Origin of the sequence: Haloferax sp. AB510 (genome assembly GCF_024136985.1) — an archaeon.
GTDB lineage: Archaea > Halobacteriota > Halobacteria > Halobacteriales > Haloferacaceae > Haloferax.
Genome location: NZ_JAMYJY010000173.1, coordinates 1 through 4,051 on the forward strand (window position 1 = coordinate 1; position 4,051 = coordinate 4,051).

6 protein-coding genes and 1 pseudogene are annotated in these 4,051 nt (G+C 68.2%); 6 read left to right on the forward strand and 1 reads right to left on the reverse strand.

Going from position 1 to position 4,051, the window contains the following annotated elements:
- Both NKF06_RS19895 and NKF06_RS19900 read left to right on the forward strand, forming a co-directional pair.
- Window positions 1-895, forward strand: an 895-nt coding sequence (locus tag NKF06_RS19895) for a DUF5787 family protein (RefSeq protein ID WP_253246391.1), incomplete at its 5' end; no start/stop codon positions are given.
- 25 nt (window positions 896-920) lie between these two features.
- Window positions 921-1,520, forward strand: a complete 600-nt coding sequence (locus NKF06_RS19900) for a methyltransferase domain-containing protein (RefSeq protein WP_058827013.1) — start codon at window positions 921-923, stop codon at window positions 1,518-1,520.
- A gap of 19 nt (window positions 1,521-1,539) precedes the next feature.
- Here NKF06_RS19900 and NKF06_RS19905 read toward each other — a convergent pair whose 3' ends face one another.
- A complete protein-coding gene (locus tag NKF06_RS19905) occupies window positions 1,540-2,040 on the reverse strand; it encodes a DUF5797 family protein (protein ID WP_058567442.1) in 501 nt (166 codons plus the stop codon).
- A 99-nt stretch (window positions 2,041-2,139) separates the two neighbouring features.
- Here NKF06_RS19905 and NKF06_RS19910 point away from each other — a divergent pair, with 99 nt between their 5' ends.
- From NKF06_RS19910 to NKF06_RS19925, 4 genes and pseudogenes are all read left to right on the forward strand, one after another.
- A complete protein-coding gene (locus tag NKF06_RS19910; RefSeq protein ID WP_058827014.1) occupies window positions 2,140-2,913 on the forward strand; it encodes an enoyl-CoA hydratase-related protein in 774 nt (257 codons plus the stop codon).
- A gap of 123 nt (window positions 2,914-3,036) precedes the next feature.
- Entirely contained in the window at window positions 3,037-3,294 is a 258-nt protein-coding gene (locus NKF06_RS19915; RefSeq protein ID WP_253246392.1) for a hypothetical protein, read from the forward strand.
- A gap of 94 nt (window positions 3,295-3,388) precedes the next feature.
- A complete protein-coding gene (locus NKF06_RS19920; RefSeq protein ID WP_049905217.1) occupies window positions 3,389-3,709 on the forward strand; it encodes a transcription factor S in 321 nt (106 codons plus the stop codon).
- Window positions 3,710-3,749: 40 nt separating this feature from the next.
- Window positions 3,750-4,051, forward strand: a pseudogene (locus NKF06_RS19925) (hypothetical protein); the annotation flags it as partial.

The following is a 4,051-nucleotide window of genomic DNA, read 5'->3' on the forward strand; positions in this document are numbered from 1 at the left end:
CCCGCGCCCCGCGTTCGTCGCCCGACAGCTCGGCACCCGAGAGCGCCGCTGGGACACCGTCGTCGTGGAGGTCGACCCCGAGGCGTTCGCCGCCCGGCGCGCCCTCTCGACCGACGGCTTCGACTCGGACCTCTTGCGCGTCGTCCGCCACGCGCCCGCCGAGTGGGCGTGGTACCGAGACGCCATTCCCGAACCCGACTTCCCGTGGCGACACGTCGTGCCGGCGGTCCACCGCGCCGCAGGGCTCGGACTGGTCCAAAAGCGCCGCGGCTCGCGGAATCGCGTCGAGTACCGGCGGACCGCGCCGTACCCCGACTGGGTCGAGCGCGTCGTCGCCATCGAGAACAAGCCTGACCTCGACGCCAGCGCCGCCCGCGCGCTCGCCGACCAACTCGAACACGATGTGTCGCGGGCGCTCGCCGACGAGGTCTGGGTCGCCACCGAGGTGACGGGTCGGCGGGTCGAACCCGCCCTGTTGGAGGACCTGCCGGTCGAAGTCGGCATCCTCGGCGTCGACGGCGACTCGGCGGAGGTGCTGTGGCACCCGAGTTCGCTCTCGCCCGACCCGGCCGACGCCCGGCGGCGACTCGTCCTCGCCGAGCGCGCCTACGACCGCGGCTGGCGGAACTACGTGGACACGATGCGACCCGACTGCCGGCACTTCGAACTCGACCGGCGCGGCCGGGCGCTCGTCCCGCGGTGCGCCGCAAAAGACTGTTATCAGAGCCAGCGCGAGTGCGCCCACTCGTGTCCGTCGTTCGAGCCCGAGCCGCCGTCGTGGCGGATGAAGGGCTGGCCTATCGAGGGCGGCCCCGGCAAGGGCGTGCGTCGGATTCTGGAGGCGCGGCGCGAACGCGCCAGAGACCGCGCCGAACGCGGTAGTGAGAACGCCTAAATTCGAGCCTCTCTGACCGACCGGTATGGAACGATTCCAGAACACGAGCCTGCCGGACTGGGACTGGTGGGGAAAGCTCTGGCCGACACCGGGCGAGACGCTTCGGGAACTCGGGCTGTCGTCGGGCGACACCGTCGTCGAAATCGGCTGTGGAAACGGCTACTTCGCGTTACCGGCGGCGCGAATCGTCGCGCCAGCCCCGGTGTACGGGGTCGATCTCGACGACGGACTGGTCGCGGAACTCGAACACCTCGCCGACCAGCAGCGCATCGACAACGTGGTGACGGTCCGCGGCGACGCCCGCGAGCTATCGACGCACCTCTCGGACCCCGTCGACGTGGCGCTGTTCGCGAACGCATTCCACGGGGTCGACGACCGCGACGAGTTCCTGACGGAAGTCGCGTCGGTCCTCGCCGACGACGGTCGGTTCGTCGTCGTCAACTGGCGGCCCCTCCCCCGGTCGGAGACGACCGTGGCCGGCGAGCCCCGGGGCCCCCCGACTGACCTGCGACTCGGTCCCGAGGAGACTGCAGCGATAGTCGAGGACGCGACCGACCTCGCGGTGACGGCGGAAATCGACATCCCGCCGTACCACTACGCGCTGGTGTTCGAGCGGCGAGCGTAGCGACCGCGGAAACGGGCGATTAGACGACTTCCACGTCGACCTCGTCGCGCTCGACGGCGAGGCGGAACGTGGGGACGGTCCGGTAGACGACCTCGATGACGCCCTTGCGACGGAGACTCTGGAGCGCCCGGCGCACGTCGTCCACGTCGGGGTCGATGTCGAACTCGTCTCGGAGCTTGTTGAGGACGCTGACGACGCTCTCGGAGCGCTCGTCGGGGCCGGCGACGACCTCGAAGACGCGGGCTTCGAGCGAGGGAACGCGGATGACGCTCGGTACGGATTCGGCCTCATCGTCGCCCTCGACGCCGGGTTCGACGCCGACGAGTTCGGCGGCCTCGGCCGTCGCGCGGATGAGGCTGTTGTCGTCGCGGTAGTAGTAGTCTTTCAGCTCGGATTCGAGGTAGCGGTGGACTTCGCTCCCGCTTTCGAGGTCCCAGCGGTTCTGTAACTCCTTGTTCTTCGTCGGCTGGAGCCGGACGATGTCGGCGAGGCGTTCTTTCGCCTCGTCGGAGAGCGTCATATCGGTGGATTCGACGGAGGGGGTATAACGTTGTTCTGGATTCTTCAGCACGACCAGCAAACGTTAATTATTATCCCTGTCCCTTGCGTCGGCTCGACTATGAGCTGGGACACCCTCCAACTCGACTGGGACGGCGACGTGGCGACCATTACCATCGACCGCCCCGAGCAGATGAACGCGCTCAACGCGGACACACTCGACGCGCTCGAAGACGCCCTCGACGAGGCCGAAGACGGCGGCGCGCGGGTGGTCGTCCTCACCGGCGCGGGCGAGAAGGCGTTCATCGCGGGCGCGGACATCAGCTACATGAAGGACATCGGGTCGCCCGCCGCGCAGGCGTACGCCGAGCAGGGCCACCGCATCGCGACGCGCTTGGAGGAGTTCCCCGCGCCGACCGTCGCAGCCATCAACGGCTACGCCTTCGGTGGCGGCATGGAGTTCGCGCTGGCGTGCGACCTCCGAGTCGCCTCCGAGCGCGCGCTGCTCGGCCAGACTGAAATCGACCTCGGCATCATGCCCGGCTGGGGTGGGAGCGTCCGCCTGCCGGCGCTCGTCGGCGACGAAGTCGCGCGGCGACTCATCTTCTTCGGCGAGCGCATCGACGCCAGCGACGCCCACGAGTACGGCATCGTCGGCGAGGTCGTCGCTCACGACCAACTCGACTCGCACGTCGAGGAACTCGCCGCGGACCTCGCGTCGAAGCCGCGGCACGCCCTCGCGGGCGCGAAAGCCGCCATCAACATGTCCCACGATGCGCCGCGAGACGCCGCGCTCGACTTCGAGGCCCGCGTCTGGAGCGGCCTGTTCGGTACCCACGACCAGCGCGAGGGGATGGACGCCTTCCTCGACAAGCGCGACCCCGACTTCGAATAGGAAACGGGCGGGAAGCTCCTTTTTGACGGCGTAATCGGTAACTCAGCCCCGATTCCCCTCCGCCGTAGCCGTGCTAGCACGGCTCCTGCAACTGCTAAGGCGCTGCATGTATAATGAATAATCGTGACAGAAATCATCACGCTCGGCCGCGTCGAATCCCTCCTCGAAGACCTCTCGTACCCGGTCTCGCGCCGGGACGCCGCGGCCTCCCTCGACGGTGTGACGGTGCTCATGGCCGACGGGAACGCCGACCTCGGCGAGTTGGTCGGGAACTGCCTTACGGCCGAGTTCGCCGACGCGAAGGACCTGTACTACGAACTGAACAACGCGATGCCCATCGAGGCGCTCGGCGAACCGGGGCAGTCCGACGGCGACGCCTGAGCCGCTCGTTCGACACCGGCTTTTTTCAGCGCTCACCCCGCGAGCGCGTCGCAATCCTGACGCTTAAGTCCTTCAAGCGGTAGGACGTACTATCATGGAGTTTTGCGACGACTGCGGGTCCCTGATGACGCCGCAAGACGGCGTCTGGGTCTGTCCGAACGGCCACGAGAAAGCGCGCGACAGCGAAAAGGAGAAGTCCATGGTCACGACCGAGGGCCAAGAGTCCAGCGAGGTCGTCGACATGTCCGACGTGGACAACGCCGACATCGGCCCGACGACGAAGACCATCTGTCCGAAGTGCGGCCACGACGTGGCGCGCTACGAGATGAAGCAGATTCGCTCCGCCGACGAGTCCGAGACGCGTTTCTTCACCTGCGTCGAGTGCGACCACAAGTGGCGCGAAGACGACCACTGAGCGACTCGCCTTTTTCAGCCCTCCGTCCGTAACGCGGGGCATGGCCGACGCGCTCGCCCCGCCGACGCTCCCGCCGCTCGACGGGTGGGTCCGCGTCAGCGACGCGACGGACCGCCCGTTCGAACTCGGCCCCGTCAGCGTCGTCGCCCGGACCGTCGTCTACGAGGACGCCGCCATTCGCGAGCGCGTCCCGGCGACCGCCGATGGCCCGTGGCGCTTTCTGTTCGCCAGCCGCCTCGAAATCCGGCCGCACACGCCGCCGTCGAAGGCGCTGACGAAACTGGTCGTCAAGCGCGCGAGCGCCGGCTTCGAATCGCGCCTCGAAGCCCGCGGCTTCTCGGA